The sequence below is a fragment of the Flavobacterium foetidum genome, from assembly GCF_004634245.1.
Classification (GTDB): Bacteria; Bacteroidota; Bacteroidia; order Flavobacteriales; family Flavobacteriaceae; genus Flavobacterium; species Flavobacterium foetidum.
Genome location: NZ_SJTF01000008.1, coordinates 109,898 through 126,059, shown reverse-complemented (window position 1 = coordinate 126,059; position 16,162 = coordinate 109,898). Strand labels below are relative to the sequence as shown.

The 16,162-nt window shown below is 34.6% G+C and carries 14 protein-coding genes; 7 read left to right on the top strand and 7 right to left on the bottom strand.

Annotated features, from left to right (window positions below):
- Window positions 1-24: 24 nt before the first annotated feature.
- The 6 genes from E0W73_RS11620 to E0W73_RS11595 form a co-directional block, all read right to left on the bottom strand.
- Window positions 25-894: a hypothetical protein gene (locus E0W73_RS11620; protein ID WP_135222250.1), complete on the bottom strand. Its 870-nt coding sequence runs from the start codon at window positions 892-894 to the stop codon at window positions 25-27.
- Window positions 895-896: 2 nt separating this feature from the next.
- Window positions 897-1,340: a hypothetical protein gene (locus E0W73_RS11615; RefSeq protein WP_244248477.1), complete on the bottom strand. Its 444-nt coding sequence runs from the start codon at window positions 1,338-1,340 to the stop codon at window positions 897-899.
- A gap of 59 nt (window positions 1,341-1,399) precedes the next feature.
- Complete coding sequence (gene prs / locus E0W73_RS11610; protein ID WP_135222249.1) at window positions 1,400-2,233, bottom strand: ribose-phosphate diphosphokinase; 834 nt, start codon at window positions 2,231-2,233, stop codon at window positions 1,400-1,402.
- 74 nt (window positions 2,234-2,307) lie between these two features.
- Window positions 2,308-3,000, bottom strand: coding sequence for an NUDIX hydrolase (locus E0W73_RS11605; RefSeq protein ID WP_135222248.1), 693 nt, complete (start codon window positions 2,998-3,000; stop codon window positions 2,308-2,310).
- A gap of 201 nt (window positions 3,001-3,201) precedes the next feature.
- Window positions 3,202-3,555 (bottom strand): PKD domain-containing protein, encoded by a 354-nt coding sequence (locus tag E0W73_RS11600; protein ID WP_135222247.1) that lies wholly within the window; start codon window positions 3,553-3,555, stop codon window positions 3,202-3,204.
- Between the two features lie 97 nt (window positions 3,556-3,652).
- Window positions 3,653-4,558, bottom strand: a complete 906-nt coding sequence (locus E0W73_RS11595; RefSeq protein ID WP_135222246.1) for a LysR family transcriptional regulator — start codon at window positions 4,556-4,558, stop codon at window positions 3,653-3,655.
- A gap of 85 nt (window positions 4,559-4,643) precedes the next feature.
- Here E0W73_RS11595 and E0W73_RS11590 point away from each other — a divergent pair, with 85 nt between their 5' ends.
- From E0W73_RS11590 to E0W73_RS11560, 7 genes are all read left to right on the top strand, one after another.
- Window positions 4,644-5,405: a type 1 glutamine amidotransferase domain-containing protein gene (locus tag E0W73_RS11590; protein ID WP_162847699.1), complete on the top strand. Its 762-nt coding sequence runs from the start codon at window positions 4,644-4,646 to the stop codon at window positions 5,403-5,405.
- 184 nt (window positions 5,406-5,589) lie between these two features.
- Complete coding sequence (locus tag E0W73_RS11585) at window positions 5,590-6,747, top strand: iron-containing alcohol dehydrogenase (protein WP_135222245.1); 1,158 nt, start codon at window positions 5,590-5,592, stop codon at window positions 6,745-6,747.
- Between the two features lie 384 nt (window positions 6,748-7,131).
- Window positions 7,132-8,127, top strand: a complete 996-nt coding sequence (locus tag E0W73_RS11580; RefSeq protein WP_135222244.1) for an NAD(P)H-dependent glycerol-3-phosphate dehydrogenase — start codon at window positions 7,132-7,134, stop codon at window positions 8,125-8,127.
- A 390-nt stretch (window positions 8,128-8,517) separates the two neighbouring features.
- Window positions 8,518-11,199, top strand: a complete 2,682-nt coding sequence (locus E0W73_RS11575; RefSeq protein WP_135222243.1) for a TonB-dependent receptor — start codon at window positions 8,518-8,520, stop codon at window positions 11,197-11,199.
- 12 nt (window positions 11,200-11,211) lie between these two features.
- A complete protein-coding gene (locus E0W73_RS11570) occupies window positions 11,212-12,522 on the top strand; it encodes a DUF4876 domain-containing protein (protein ID WP_135222242.1) in 1,311 nt (436 codons plus the stop codon).
- A gap of 11 nt (window positions 12,523-12,533) precedes the next feature.
- The gene (locus E0W73_RS11565; protein ID WP_135222241.1) at window positions 12,534-14,129 is read left to right on the top strand and encodes a DUF6850 family outer membrane beta-barrel protein; all 1,596 of its coding nucleotides are present in this window, start codon (window positions 12,534-12,536) and stop codon (window positions 14,127-14,129) included.
- 1 nt (window position 14,130) lies between these two features.
- The gene (locus tag E0W73_RS11560) at window positions 14,131-15,270 is read left to right on the top strand and encodes a cytochrome-c peroxidase (RefSeq protein ID WP_135222240.1); all 1,140 of its coding nucleotides are present in this window, start codon (window positions 14,131-14,133) and stop codon (window positions 15,268-15,270) included.
- Window positions 15,271-15,429: 159 nt separating this feature from the next.
- Here the strand turns inward: E0W73_RS11560 and E0W73_RS11555 are convergent, their stop codons facing one another.
- On the bottom strand, window positions 15,430-15,837 hold the full coding sequence (locus E0W73_RS11555; RefSeq protein WP_135222239.1) for a hypothetical protein: 408 nt from the start codon (window positions 15,835-15,837) through the stop codon (window positions 15,430-15,432).
- Between the last annotated feature and the right edge of the window lie 325 nt (window positions 15,838-16,162).

Sequence of the window (16,162 nt, the reverse complement as noted above, 5' to 3'; positions counted from 1 at the left end):
CGATGTTTCTATGTGTTTAAAAACTTAAAGCATTTGTATATTATCTAAACTGCTACCACTTGTATCAGAAACTGGCATTGTTCCTAAACCAGAACTTTTATGTTTATCGCAGATGATTTTCTTGATTACATTCGGGATTTCTCTGTGGTCTTCGATAGACAAACAATTTTGTCCCAGTAATTCTTTCCATTCTACATCGGCATTAATCGCTTGTCCAGAATGCAGTACACTAATGTGATATACATCGTATCTTTTTTGGGCTTCTGCCAATAGCTCAAGATGCGTATACGTCTGTTGTCCCTGCCCCATTATTTCTTTGATTGCAGAAGCCGGAAGTGTTTTTAAACCTGGTTCATCACCTACTGTAAACAACAATCCTTTTTGTCCTCTTTTTTCGAAAGCATCGGTTTTGGTATGAAAAGCTGCGAAATACCACGCTAAAAGATAACTTTCGCCAGCGTTTCCTCCTCCTCCACCTTCGATATAAGTTCTTGTTAACCACATATCTAATTCCTCATCTCCAGATTCAAATTGTCCTACTTGCAAAGGATATCTGTCACATTCATGATCTCCGATTCCTAAGAATAAAAGTGCCGGATCTGGAACGCCTCCCTGAATAATTCCGCCCATTAATTTTGGAAGTCCTTCTTTAATCAGTTCGTGGGGAATATGTCCCATACTTCCTGTTACGTCCAGTCCTAAAATGATTGGAACTGTGTTTGGATGAACGTCTGAATCTCTTGCTTCTCTAAAAATCACTCCATTTGGATTCATCGATTCATGCGCCATTCTTAATGCATTCTGTGTAAAAATCTCGCTAGCTGATTTACTAGCATACCCTACTTTTTTTGCTCTGCTTTCGCGAGCTCCGAAATCATATCTTGTACCTCCCATGACTAATATTTTTTACCAAATAAATACTCAAATCTCTTTTTTGTTACTTCAAACTGGATATTCAAATTTCTGATGGTCAGCGAAAGCTCCATATCTTTTTGTACAAAAGCTTCTGGCTGAAAATCGGCAAAGGTTAAACTGTTTTTATCCAGCGGACTAATATCAATTAATCCTTCTTGTTCTCTTTCGAGTCTTTTTATTTTTAATTCGATGTCTTCGACTCTTCGTCTGTATATTAATTCTGAATCCTCACCAATTACTTTGGCTCTGTCTTCTCTAATCTGATCATTGTTTCTTTTTAGAGACTCAATGAATCTTGGTTTTAAATCATCACTCATAATAACTTTGGTTGTTTTTGTTTCAGGTTTTTCTTGTTTCAAGTTGTGCACTGAGCTTAAAATTTGGGTTTTAAACCTAAAACGGTTAATAGTATTTTTTTGTTTCATGTTCCATGTTTAAAGTTTCACTTTCCTAAAAACAACTTGAAACTGACACTTGAAACTTTTTAAACTAATTTATCCAATCCAATTACCTCAACCGTTTCACCGTCAAAGTCTTTAAAAGAGTTCGTTGTAAAAATGCCGTCAAAGCAGTTTAAAACTTCGAAACCTTTATTGAAAATTCCGTGGCTTACTGCCAAGTACAGTTTTCCTGCATTTTTCTTTTTCAATTCTTCGGCTAAACCAACAAAGGTTCCGCCACCGTCGCAGATATCATCTACAATTAAACAATCCGTTCCCTGTAAATCCTCTTCATAAACTTTAAATCCAGACAGTTTTCCTGTTTTTACATCTCGGCTTTTACTGCATTCTACTACCTCAACTCCTCCTAGAAATTCAGAAACTTTATAGATTTTCTTCAAAGCGCCTCCGTCTGGAGAAATCAGTTTTACGTTTTGGCCTATTTTATTTAAAACCTCTTTGATAAAAGTATAGTTCGGAATTACGGTACTGTTATTCAACAAAGCCGGAGTTACTTCTGAGTGTGCATCAAAAACAAACACTTTATTCAACTGCATGGCATTGATAATGTCTGCGTATACTTTTACAGATAACGGTTCTCCTGGAATCATAACACGGTCTTGTCTCGCAGCTGGGAAGTACGGAATAAAAAGATCGATGATCTTAACGTCCATTCTGCGTAACGCATCTACTGTGATACACAACAAGCCTAAATCGTTGAATGAATTCAATCGGTGTGTAATCGTTACTTTTCTGTTGGTATCAAAATCCGGAACAATTTTGATATGAGGTTCGCCGCCAGAAAATGTAAAACTTTGAAATTTGATTTCTTCCTGATTTTGAATCGGAGCGAATTTTGGATCGAGATTTAGTATCATAGTTTTTGAGTTTGCGTTAATTATACGCAAATGTAGAATTAAATTTTGAATAAACAATTTATTTTGTGTAAAAATTACGCAAACTTTATTTCGAAGTGAAAGCCGTTTTCAGTCAATTCATTGTATTTCAATTTATTGAACTTAAAAAGTTTTGCCGGACGACCTGTTTTTATGGGTGAAAATTTTTCGGTCTCTTCTAAAATTCCGTAACTCAATATTTTTTTTCTGAAGTTTCTGCGGTCGATTTCTTTTTCTAAAATCGTGCAATAAAGGTTTTCCAAATCGGAAAAAAGGAATTCCTCCGGTAGCAAATCAAAGCCAATTGGTTCATAAGTGAGCTTTGATTTAAGTCTCGAAATCGCTTTTTGAAGTATTATATTATGGTCAAATGCCAAAGACGGAATCTCATCAATCTTAAACCATTGCACTCTTTCGGCATCGGTATCGGCTTTAATCTCCAAATTGGATGCATCGACTAAAGCATAATAAGCAACCGAAATGACACGATTTCTAGAATCACGGTGAATATCATCTCCAAAAGTGTATAATTGTTCCATAAAAGTCAACTGTACATTGGTTTCTTCGTGCAATTCCCGAATAACGGCATCACTCAGCGATTCTTCATTCTGTACCAAACCTCCCGGCAATGCCCAGTATTTATCTGCCGAACCAAACTTTTGTTCAATCAATAATACATATAAACCATTATTTTTATAGCCAAATACAATCGCATCGACCGCTATTCTAATATTTTGTAATTTTTCCATAATCCTAAATCATATCAAACAAATATAACGAATGAGAGCCAATTTTATAATCTAATGCAAAAGCAATAAATTATAAAATTGACTCTCTATATCTAAAACAATACAGACTTAAAATCTGCAAGGTTGGAAGCTAAAATCAACCACAAATTGCACAAATTTTCACAAATTAATTGCGAGAATTTGTGCGATACAATTTTAACTCTAGTTTACCGTAACACTTCGCTTTGGGCTCGAAGTACATTCTGAACCATCTTTTTTAACGGTTACTTCTGCTGTCGCTTCATAAGTTCCGGCTGCCGTATAAGTATGAGTAACTACAGCGCCTGTCGCAGATGTTCCGTCTCCAAAGTTCCATTTTACAGAACTTAAAGTTCCCGTTCCGCTGTACTCTACAGAGTAATTCATCAATTTTGGATTAGTTGCATCGGTAGAGTTATGCAATTTAATAAAAATTGATTCTCCAAGACAATCTACAATAGATTCTTCTGTTTTACTGCAAGAAAAAGCAACGAGGATTACCGCTGTAACTACTAAAATTTTTGATAATCTTTTCATAATTGGAAGTTTTAGTGGTTCATATCAAAAATAGACCTTTGTAAACTAAAGGCAAAGAAAAAACAGAAGAATTTTCATATATTTTATTTGGCTCAAACTACAGCCTATTCCCGAAGAACAGCTTTAATTCCTTCTCAATACTATCAAAAAACGATTTTACGTTATTATTCTTCGGTGCCAGCAAATACACAAACTCTTCCGGAACGTGAAAACTATTCCATACCAACTGTAATTTATTTTCTTTGATATAACTTCTAGCATTGCAATTCCATGTTACGGCCACTCCTTCATTTTTAGATAGCAATCTAAGCATTTCAGATTCTGACGGAATAATATAGTTCGGCACCATTGATGGTCTTTTTTTATTGAAAGCGTGAAGCCAGAACAATTTTATATGCGGAATTCTCGCATCATGGCTATACCACTTTTGCGCATTGAGCCACTGTTCAATTTCAGTAAAATTATCCGATTTTAGTTTTTGGCGGAATTCGGTTATATCTAAGGATGTTGGCGCGACTAATATCAATTTGATTTTCCCGACAATTTCATAAGTGGTATCAAAAGTGTCGAATCGTTTTGTAGTAATGGCAAAATCGAGTTTTTTAGCATCAACTAAGGCAAACAGTTCATCGTTTTCTGCGAAAGTGAAATCAATCAAATCAAACTTTGAAATCAATAGATTTCCGATACAGTCAAAAAGATGTTTAGAGATTCCGACAGAAATTAATCGGGTAGCATCTTCTGCTTTTGCCCTAAAACCTGTCTCAACGCTTTCGAGACGATCAAGCGCGTCTATAATCAAATTATTCAGTAACTTAGCGTATTCTGTTGGTTCAACGCCTTTTGATTTTCGGTTGAATAATTTATTACCAACATGCGCTTCTAACATAGAAATTTGCTGACTAACCGCAGGCTGACTCATAAAAAGCTCTTTGGCAGCGACCGAAAAATTACCATTTTTATACACTGCCTTAAATGTTCTGTACCATTCTAGATTTACCATGATATAAATTTGTTTATAACAAACATAGTTTATTTTATTTTTACTGATATCACATAAGCCGTAAATTTGTTCAAAATTTAATCTTATGAAGAAAATAGCATTACTCGCAATAATTGCATTTACAGCTGCAAGCACCTCTGCTTTGGCTCAAAAATCAAATAAAAAAAAGATGAAAAAAGTATTATTTGTTGTTACCAGCAACGATAAGCTGGGCAATACAGGAGAAAAAACCGGATTCTGGTCAGAAGAATTTGCTGCACCGTATTATGAATTATTAGATCAGGGTGTCGAAATTTCGATTGCTTCCCCTCTTGGAGGACAACCGCCAATTGACCCCAAAAGTGCTGATCCGGCATCGGCAACAGAAGACACCAAACGTTTTGACGCTGATAAGGTTTTACAGGAAAAACTAAAAAACACTTTAAAGCTGTCAACGATCAACCAAAAAGATTATGACGCTGTTTTTTATCCAGGAGGTCACGGTCCGCTTTGGGATTTGGTTCAAGATCAAAACTCTATCGCTTTAATCGAATCTTTCTATACGCACAACAAACCAGTAGCTTTTGTTTGCCACGCTCCCGCTGTTTTGAAAAACGTAAAAGTAAAAGGCGAATATTTAGTAAAAGGTAAAAAAATAACCGGATTTACCAACGAAGAAGAAGAAGCGGTTGGTTTGACTAAAGTGGTTCCGTTTTTATTGGAAGATGCTTTAGCCTCAAACGGAGGTATTTTTTCTAAAGGACCAAACTGGCAACCTTATGCTGTAGAAGATGGACTTTTAATTACAGGTCAAAACCCAGCATCGTCTAAACTGGTAGCTGGAAAATTGATACAGAAATTGAATTAAAAAAAGGTGCTAAGGGACTGAGATACTAAGGTTCTAAGGTTTTTCTTAGTTGCTTAAAAACTTAATCCCTTATTTCTTTACTATTAAAAAATTAAACAAATAACAATTGCTAGGTTGCAGATGAGTTCAAAGAAAAAAACTTAGAACCTCAGAACCTTAGCATCTTAGAAACTCTAAAAAAAACATGCTTAACTTTGAATTATACAATCCGACGAATTTGGTTTTCGGGAAAGGACAAATTGAAAAACTTTCGACTTTAGTTCCAAAAAATGCTAAAATTCTTTTGGCTTACGGCGGAGGAAGTATTTTTAAAAACGGAATTTACGACCAAGTAATTGCGAATTTAAAAGGTTTTGAAATCGTAGAATTTGGCGGAATCGAACCCAACCCAAGATTCGAAACTTTAATGAAAGCGGTTGATGTCATCAAATCAGAAAAAATCGATTTTATTCTGGCTGTCGGAGGCGGATCTGTTATTGATGGTGTAAAATTTATTTCGGCAGCTGTTCATTTCGAAGGAAATCCAATTGATATTCTTCAAAAAAGAATCTTGATTAAAGAAAATGCAATGCCATTTGGAACAGTTCTAACGCTTCCAGCAACAGGAAGCGAAATGAATTCAGGTTATGTCGTAACGATTGAAGCAACTCAAGAGAAATTATCTTCCGGCGGAAGCGCTTTGTTCCCGCAATTCTCTATCTGTGACCCAACCGTAATTGCTTCTTTGCCAAAAAGACAACTTGAAAATGGTGTTGTAGATGCTTTCACACACGTTATGGAGCAATATTTAACGTATCCAACTGATGCCTTTCTACAAGACAGAATTGCCGAAGGAATTTTACAGACTTTAATTGAAGTTGGTCCTGGAGTAGTTAAAAACCCAACCGATTATACTTTGGCATCCAACTTTATGTGGAGCTGTACCATGGCTTTAAACGGATTAATCCAAAAAGGAGTTCCAAGCGATTGGGCTACACATATGATTGGTCATGAATTAACAGCATTATATGAAATTGATCACGCCAGAACTTTGGCGATTATAGGTCCAAGTTTGTATACTGTAATGTTCGAAACCAAAAAAGGAAAACTGGCGCAATACGGAAGACGTATTTTTAATCTTTCTGGTTCTGATGAAGAAGTGGCAAAAGAAGCCATCAACAAAACCGTTGAATTTTTCCATACTATGGGAATGGACACCAAACTTTCGCAATACACAGAAGATTATTCTAAAACAGCAGATTTTATCGTAAACCGTTTCGACGAAAGAGGCTGGAAAGGTCTTGGCGAAAAACAATTGGTCACTTTAGATAAAGTGAAATCTATTGTGGAACTTAGTTATTAAAAAGTAATCAGTATTCAGCTTTTTAGTGCTCAGTGCATGATGTATTCTCAAAGTGTCATTACTGAACACTAAAAAAACTGAACACTGCCAACTTAAAAAAAGGCGTTCTTACAAGCTCACGAACGCCTTTTACAATACTAAAACAAAACTAACTAACTCAAATTTTGTGAAATTCATAAAATTTAAATTTATAAAGTCTTATAACGAAAGGCCTTAAATCTTTATTGTGTTTGTTTTAAAATATTTTTAATGTTATTTTAATGTTGGAAGGTTTTCTATTTAAACGGAAAGATAACTTAGCACAGTTTTTAACAAAATTTCTTAAAAGAGAACTATATGTTATTACTACTTTATTAAGTACTTTTGTTTCAAATTAATAAAATAATGAGCGAAAAGTTAAAATTTGCAGTAATTGGAGGAGGAAGCTGGGCAACAGCAATTGCCAAAATGTTATGTGTGAACCTTTCAGAAATTGCATGGTATATGCGTAATGATTCTGCGATAGAACATATTCAGAAATACAAACACAATCCGAATTACTTAAGTTCTGTTGAATTTGATACCAACAAACTCAAATTAACTAACAATATAAACGAAGCCATAGAATATGCAGATTATATCATTTTTGCTATTCCGTCTGCCTTCTTAGACGCCGAGTTGAAAAACATGACGGTTTCTTTATCGAATAAAATTATCTTTTCGGCAATCAAAGGAATTGTTCCCGAAACCAGTTTGATAGTAGGGGAGCATTTTCATATTCAATACGATATTCCGTATTACAATATCGGCGTAATTACTGGTCCGTGCCACGCTGAAGAGGTTGCGTTGGAAAGGCTTTCTTATCTAACCATTGCCTGTGGCGATCCTGACAAAGCCAAAACAGTTGCCAAATCACTTTCTGGAAATTACATTAAAGCCAAAATTTCAGACGACATTATCGGTACTGAGTATGCAGCGATGCTGAAAAACATCTACTCGATTGCGGCCGGAATTGCACATGGTTTGGGTTATGGCGATAACTTCCAATCGGTTTTAATGAGTAATGCGATTCGTGAGATGAAGAAATTCATTCGTAAAGTCCATAAAATGAAACGTAATATTAATGATTCGGCTTATCTGGGCGATTTATTGGTTACGGGATATTCGGTTTTCTCAAGAAACAGAATGTTCGGAAATATGATTGGTAAAGGTTACACTGTAAAAAGTGCCATGATGGAAATGAGTATGGTTGCAGAAGGTTATTATGCTACAAAAAGTGCTTATAAACTAAATCAGGGTTATGGAGCTAAAACACCAATTATCGATGCCGTTTATGCTGTTTTATACGAAGGAAAAGATGCTAAATCTGTCTTTAGAAAATTGACTGAATCTTTGGATTAAATCTTTTTTTAGAGAATAGAAAATAGAATAAAGAGAATAGATAAAAGAGCTGGAAGATTAATCTTTCGGCTCTTTTTTTATTGTATAAATCTAAAAAAACTAGAACCAAGTTAAAAGAATCAGTCTCAATTAACAGGAAATAACTTTACTCACAATACATCAAACCTACATCGTCTCTAAAAAATATTCACATCCTCTTCTTACAAAAATATAAAAACACTACTTAGCTGTTTATCAAACACATAAATTTAGAATTTAAAAACTCTTTTCTTGCTAATTTCTCACAAATCGGATAATGCACAATTTTACAATTCCCTTATTTTTTATTGCTTCACAAAGAAATATCGATAGATTTGCATTATTATTTTTATTTGTTCTAATTAAGCATAGATGCGATTCATTGCCATTCTTTTACTGTTCAGTCAAGTTATTTTTTCACAGAAGACAATTTCTGGTCAAGTTTTTTCTAAAGAAACTTCGACCGCTTTAGCAGGTGTTTTTGTTCGTGATACCAAAACCGAAAACTGGACGATTTCTGATAAAGATGGAAAATTCAGCATGATCATTCCGTATTTTCAGGATATTGAATTGAATTTCTCCATTCTTGGAAAAAAAGATATTAATCAGATTTTAAAAAACGGGCAAAATTCAATTACGGTTTATTTGGAAGATAACACGCTTCATCTGAAAGAAGTAATGGTTACAGCCAATAAAGAACGTAAATACTCTGAGTTGACTCTTGGTACAAATGCTATAAACAATGTTCAGGCTTTTACGCTTGACGATGTATTAGAACAGCTTCCTGGACAAACTACTTCCTCTTTTAATCTGAATTCTTATAAAAACATTGTTTTCAGAACAGCGACTGAAGTAGGTTCTTTTAAAAGCAATAAAGCTTTTGGAACTGCATTTATGATCAATGATATTCCGATTTCCAACAACGAAAACATGCAGGCTCTAAGTCCAAATACACCTTCTTTGGCGGGCAATGATTATGGCGTTAATACAACACCTTTCAATAATCCGAATGTTGGTGTTGATCTTAGGGAAATTTCAACAAATAATATCGAAGAAATAAAAATCATTCAGGGAATTCCGTCAGCAAAATATGGCGATTTGACTTCCGGACTGGTTTTAATCACTACTAAAGTGGGAAATAGTCCTTACAGAGTTTCTGCTTCCCTTAGAGATGGTACAAGCGAATTGAACTTGACAAAAGGAATTCAATTAAACTCCAATAATTCCATGAATTTTGGAATTAACTTTCTGGATTCTAATTCCGATCCAAGAAACAATTTATTGAGTTATCAGCGTGTCAGTGGGAGTTTAGCATGGAAAACTACCGATAAACATTCTAAAGTAAAAAATACTGTAAACCTTTCGATAAGATCAACACTTGATGATGCCAAACGTGATCCGGATAAAATTGCGGCAGATATCATAAAAAACGAAAAGCAAGGATTTTCTATCTCTAATAATTTCATGTGGAAACCTTCTAATTTATGGTTAGACGGTATCAACGTAAACAGTGGTTTCTCTTACGACAGGCAGTTTTCTAGAAAAGAAAGATGGATAAATCGAGCTTTAACGGCTGCAACAGATTCTAAAGAAGAAGGCATTCATGATGCTTTTGTTCTTCCGTCGCAATATACCAGTATCAGTACGGTTGAAGGTATTCCGATTTCAACTTTCGTAAATCTTGAAACCACAAAAACGATTACCAATAAAGGGAATTGGATTCACAGCTTATCATTTGGACTATCAGGAAGATCCAGTTCCAACAAAGGAGACGGAAGAAAAAGCAGTGCAATTGGCTTAATCAATTATTATGTCTTGGATGACGGAGGCGACACCAGACTAGGTTATAGAGATTATGACTTTAACAGAACCCGAACAGAAACTCAGTTTTCTGCTTATTTGGAAGACAGAGTCTATAAAAAATTTGAAGCAGATAAAACCCTAAATATTGATTACGGTGTGCGATATGAAAATCAGTCTGGAAATGTATCGCTGCAGCCGCGTATTAATTCATCGTATTCTTTAAATAAAACCTTCAGAATTCGAGGCGGATTTGGATTATCGTCCAAAGCGCCTTCGTTGAATCAATTGTACACTGGAGAGCGTTACATAGACCGTTTACTAGGCAACGGAATTTATGTAAATCCAGGAGTGTATCAAAAAGCATGGATTTTGACTGTAGTAAGTTCTGGAGATAATTTGAATTTAAAACCTTCAAAATCGTACAAAACAGAGGGCGGATTAGATGTTAATCTTCCTTTTGCCAATATTAATTTAACAGGATATTACAACAAACTTAAGAATGGTTTTACGGGACAGCAGGTTCCTATCTCAAAAGAAATTCCAAGAGTAAATGTAACTACAAACGGAACAGAAATGCCAACGTATGAAGTTGTGGGAACAGATAAGTTGTATTATCTAACAAACAGCATTCAAAACAATGCCAATTCGGAAGATATGGGTATTGAAACCATAATCAATTTTCGAAAAATCAAGGCACTGAATCTTGATGTAAGCATGAATGCATCTTATGTGAGATCTAAAGATTTAAGTGAATCGATTACCTATTATGGTTCCACTGATCTTTTATCGGCAGAAAGATATGGAGTCTATCCTTCGATGCCGATGACCAATGAGAATTTCACTGCAAGTTTTAACTTCAGTTATCATATTCCAAAAGCAGGTTTATTATTGTCACTAAGAAGCGAGCATATCATTTTACGTACTTCCTACATTACGAACAGTAATTATCCAAATGGCTATTTAGACAATCAATTGGCCTATCATGAAATTCCAGAGGCAGATCGTACAAATTCACAAAAATACGGACACATTTTCCGCGATACGCAAAATGACTCACAAAATAAGCTTGAAAACATGCTTCATAATTTTCATCTGCGTCTTTCCAAAGATTTTCTAAACGGATTTAGTGTTTCCTTTTATTCGACCAATTTTTTAAACCTGAAGCCTTATTACGAGAAAAACGGCATTAGGAGTCCGTACGATTATTTCGCAAAATTCTCTTTTGGAACCCGACTTAATTATCAATTTTAAATCTATATACCTATGAAAAAAACGCTATCTCTTTTTATAATACTCTTTGGACTAATCATTCAGTCCTGCAGCAATGATGATAACGAAAACGAAGCATTAAAACCAGTTGATTTTAGTGTTTCACTTAAATATGATGCTACTTTTAACAGTCAGGTTGTTAAAAAAGCAAGCGTAACTATTGTGAATACAGAAACTGCCAATAAATATACCGTAGAATCTGATGAAAGCGGTGTGGCTACTTTTAAACAGATTTTACCGGGAACTTATACTATTACTGCAACCAAAGTGATTGCATCTGCTGAATTTACAGAGACTTTTGGTTACACGCCAACAGAAGCTGAAATTAATTTTAATGGTTCCGAAAGCAGTGTAATCGTAAATGCGACAACGCTTGCAAGCAACATCGAAATGAAAACTTCTAAAGTAGGCGATTTCGTTATTAAACAAATTTATTACGCTGGATCTGACACTAAAAAAGGAGCAATTTTTAGAGATCAGTTTATAGAAATTTATAACAATTCTAATACCGTTCAGTATGCAGATGGATTATACGTGGCGTTGCTGACTGGATCTACATCCACTACTGTTTTAGGTTACTCATTGCCAAACGGACAGTTTGATTGGAGCAAATCAGAAGGCATGACTGAGGGTAGTACTGCAAATACCAATTATGTTTATGCCTTAAATATCATTAAAATTCCTGGAAGCGGAACTCAATATCCTGTACAACCGGGAGCAAGTATTGTAATTGCCCAAAATGGTATTAACCATAAAGCAAATTATGTAGACAACAAAGGTAAAACCGTTAGTATTCTAAGCCCTGAATTAACGGTAGATTTAAGTACCGCAGATTTCGAATCATTCCTAGGAGATTATTCTGGTGATTTGTATCAATATGATATTCAAAATGCTGCTGTTCCAGATGTAAACATTGCTTACTGGGGAAATAGTAACAATGACATGATATTAGACTCAAACGGAAGACATAGCTATGTTATTTTCAAAATGACTGATGCAGAATTCACAGCATTGAAAAAATATAAAAATCCTAAAGGTGATGCTAATCTGGCACTTCAAATTCCGGTTAGTGTTATTATTGATGGAGTTGATACTACAAGAGATTTAGGTTCCAATCTAGTTCCTAAAAAACTGCCTTCTCAAATTGATGGAGGAAATACCTATGTCCCTTCAGGAGCTTACTCTTCAAAATCGGTAATAAGAAAAACTAAAACTACAATTGCCGGCAGAATTGTGCTTCAGGACACGAACAACTCTACGAATGACTTTGTGGAAGCAACAGCAAATCCAAAAGGATTCAACTAAAATTTTCTTTAATGAAAATCAATAAAACTAAAATATATTACAATAAAAGTAATGCCTGGAGATTCTGGGCATTACTTCTTTTATTGTTTTCTTTCGCTTTTACAGTGAATGCACAAGACACTATAAAAGTGCAGAATCACATTATTGATAATCAAATCAAAAATCAAATTTTTAAATACCCAATTGCATATACCAATCCCAATATTAAAGATTTCACCTTTACCGAAGTTTCGTATGAACATCAGCAAAATGAATTTGCAAGAAAACGGATCGCGAACGAAATCAATACGTATCAATTTTTAGCGCAGGGTTATTTTACAACAAAATCCAGATGGAAATTATTTGGGGATTTGGCCATCAAAAAAATACTTGAAAAAAATCTTGGCTGGGTACTTTCTGATGACCGTGCCGAAGAACAGGAAGTAATTGACCCGCATTATTTTTATGTTCCCAGAAAAGCCGATTGGGACAATCAGGTTTATGCTTTGAGCGGAGGTTTTTCTAAAGACATTACCAATCATTTATCTGTGGCTGTTAAAGCCAAGTATGGTACCGAAAAATTCAGTAGAACTTTAGATGCCAGATCACAAATCATAAACAGAAATTTGGGAGGAGAAATGCAAATTGGTTATCAGTTAACTAAAAATCATAAAGCCTTTGCTTTTGGCAATTATGCCGAAAATCAAAAAGATTTCAACTATACCTACAATAATACCAATTTAAATCTGGAAATCTATCCTGAAACTTATCTTCGTTTTAATGCTGGTTATGGTAGAATTCTAAATTCTTTTAGAAATAATGAAGGAGGTTTTACTTATACCTATATTGATCAAGTAAATAAACTGGGGCTAGGCTATACTTTTTCAAATAAGAAAACAATTATAACCGCTTTATATCACAAACAAAACTCAAACAATATTTTTTATTCCAGTTCCTATACACTTAAAGCAAACGAACGGTTAAAACTTAAAACAAACTCCAATCATGCCGAAATATTCGCCATGCACAAATGGAATAAAAAAGAAATTCAATCTACTTTGCAATATGATCAAAGTGATGCGAAAAATTTTGACACAAAAAGTAATGGTTACAATTATACCAATTCACTGAATAAAATCAATTGGACAGCCTCATTGGCCCAAAAATCAGGTTCTAAAATTGATTATTTAGTGGGTTTGAATCTGCTTTACCAGCAAAACGAATACGATGATGTTTTGGCCACAACACATATCAAATTGAATTCATTAAATACTGGAATTTATACGAGTAAAGATTTTGCTTTTGATAAAAGTAAATTGAATGCAACGGCAAGTTTCAATATGTATTTTCCGCTTCCATCAAAATTGGACTATTATGATACTTCGGGAGGAACAAATGCCAGATTTTTTGACGAAGTGATTCTTTACGATTATGCTGTCAATACCACAAATTATTTTGCGTCAGAATTACGTTTACAATACAGTTATCCTGTAAAAAACAATAAAACAGTGGTTTTCTTTACCAATCTAAAAGAGAAAATCGCACTTAAAAAACAAACTGATTATCCAGTCAGCATTAATACCAATACCACCTATTGGGTTCAAATGGGTGTACAATTAAATTATTAAAATGAAAACAAAATTGATTGCCGTCTGGGCAATGTTATTTTCACTAATCCTATTATCTTATTCTAAAATAGAGCCTCAATTTTCGATTTCAGAATTAAAAGCGCTCTATAGCAGTGGCGATTATCAAAAATGGCCAAAGCCTGAAGTAGACTCTATGGTTTACACTCAGGGATTTGAAGACATCGGAACTTTAGGCAAACCCGAATTCCCGGCAAACAATCCGTATACTGAAGAAAAAGCCGAATTAGGCAAAGTGCTCTTTTTTGATCCGAGATTATCCAAATCCGGTCAGATTTCGTGTGCCAACTGCCACGATCCCGAATTAAACTGGGGCGATGCTAGAAGAGTTTCCTACGGAGAAGACAGACAGCAAGGAAGTAGAAATGCGCCAAGTTTACTCAACATTGCCTATTCTAAAGTTTTCTTTTGGGACGGAAGAGCCAAATCTCTCGAAGATCAGGCCAGTTTCCCCATACAAGATGCTAAAGAAATGAACTTTCATATCGATTTAGCCACCAAACGCTTAAACAAAATAAAAGGTTATAAACCGTATTTTAAAAAAGCTTTCGGAAAAGAAAAATTAACTCAGGAAGAAATTTTAAAAGCTATTGCTACTTTCGAAAGAACTCTAATTAGTCCGAAAAGTAAATTTGATAGATTCATTGAAGGAGATTCTACTCAATTAACTAACAGACAGGTTCTAGGTTTACATTTATTCCGTACCAAAGCAAGATGCATTAATTGTCATAATACAGCCAATTTTGCCGATAATAAATTTCATAATGTTGGTCTTACGTATTACGGAAGACAATATGAGGATTTAGGAAGATACAATGTAACGGGAAAAGCTGAAAATGTAGGCGAATTTAAAACGCAGTCTTTACGCGGAGCGGCTCAAAATGCACCGTATATGCACAATGGTTTATTTCCGAATTTGCGCGGCGTTTTAAACATTTACAACGCCGGAATGCCTCAGCCCAAACGAAAAGAAACTCAGTTAAATGATACTTTGTTTCCAACCACTTCTAAACTGATAAAAAAATTAGATTTGAGTCAATCAGAACTGCTTGCTTTAGAAGATTTTATTATGAGTCTATCAAGCACAGGATATAGAATGAAACAGCCTGTTTTACCACAGTAGTTTTAGTATTCAGTGGTCAGGTTTTTAGTATTCAGTGATACCTTTAGTGGTCAAGGTAGTTACTTAAAAAACAAAAAGTCAGGAGAAAAATAATCTTCCTGACTTTTTGTTTATATGTAACGTCTGTAACTGATTACTAAAAAATCTGATCACTGACCACTACTTCACCATCACCCCTTCAACAAACAAAATCGGCACTTCTTCCGTTTTGTTTTCGTCAAGCGAATTGGCTTTGAAGATAAATTTCTTATCGTATAATGTATTTCCGATGAAGAAAGTTACCATGAATTCGTTGTTCAATACTAAAAGGCTTTTTTCAATCAATTCTATTTTTACAACAGAAACTGAAGGAACTTCCACAAAAGCATGACGCAGAATCGAAGTTTTTTTCATTTCGCCATCAATAGTTCCAAATGCTTTCGAAACTACCATGACGCTATCTAAGTTGAAATCACTATCATTAACCAAATAAGCGTACCATACTTTTTCCATAAAATCGTCGCTCCATTCCTGCACGGCGGCAAGAAATACGTTTTCGACTTCCGGAATTATTATATCTTTTTTCATTATTTAAATTTTAAAAACCTTTGTCAAAGCCTGAAACTTCAACAAAGGTTTGTTTATTGTAAAGGTAATTATGCCAAAGTTTCCTTTTTTTACCATTAAGTTATTAAGAAAGTTAAGTTTTGTTTGATGAAAACAGGAAGCTTAATATATCTTATAAACCTATAATGATTACTATCTTGCCTTAAATCTTAATTACCTTAATTGCTTAATGGTAAAAAGAGAATTAAGCTTAAATTTTCGATAATTTTGACACATCGCAAGGTCGTTTATAACGTAAAGCCCTAGCCCTGATGGAAGCGGCATCCTTTTGTCTCGTTTTTTCAAC